Consider the following 407-nt stretch of genomic DNA (forward strand, 5'->3'; position numbering starts at 1 on the left):
CCCGAGTATCAGCGTGCTGTTGCCGAGGATGAGGATCAGGGGCCGGGGCGCGCCGGCATTGAGCACCACCATCAGGACGCCGACGGCGAAGGATACGCCGGACAAGGCCCAGAAGCGCGTGCAGTGTTCCGTCGGCGCGGCATAGAAAATGCCGGCCATGACCAGCGCAACGCAAAGCTGCACGACGATCAGCGCGGCGCCGGCGGTTAATACATCCATGACTTTCCCATCATCGCGGAGTCGGCGTCGCTCATCGATCCTTCCATCCGCGGCCGTTGTATCTTAGCGGATGGCAACAGGATTCTTGATCAGAAATGCGGCCCGGGGCCGCAGGACAGGCGCAAAACGTCGGGCATGAACAACGCTCGCCGCGCGGCCGTTGTCTATTTGCCCAGTATCGCCTGCCG

Annotated in this window: 1 protein-coding gene; it reads right to left on the reverse strand. The window is 63.1% G+C overall.

Going from position 1 to position 407, the window contains the following annotated elements:
* On the reverse strand, positions 1-219 hold a 219-nt coding region (locus tag CBF90_RS16670), incomplete at its 3' end, for a hypothetical protein (protein ID WP_197690606.1).
* Positions 220-407 lie beyond the last annotated feature (188 nt).

The sequence above is a fragment of the Microbacterium sp. AISO3 genome (assembly GCF_002204305.1).
In the GTDB taxonomy this organism is placed as follows: Bacteria; Actinomycetota; Actinomycetes; order Actinomycetales; family Microbacteriaceae; genus Microbacterium; species Microbacterium arborescens.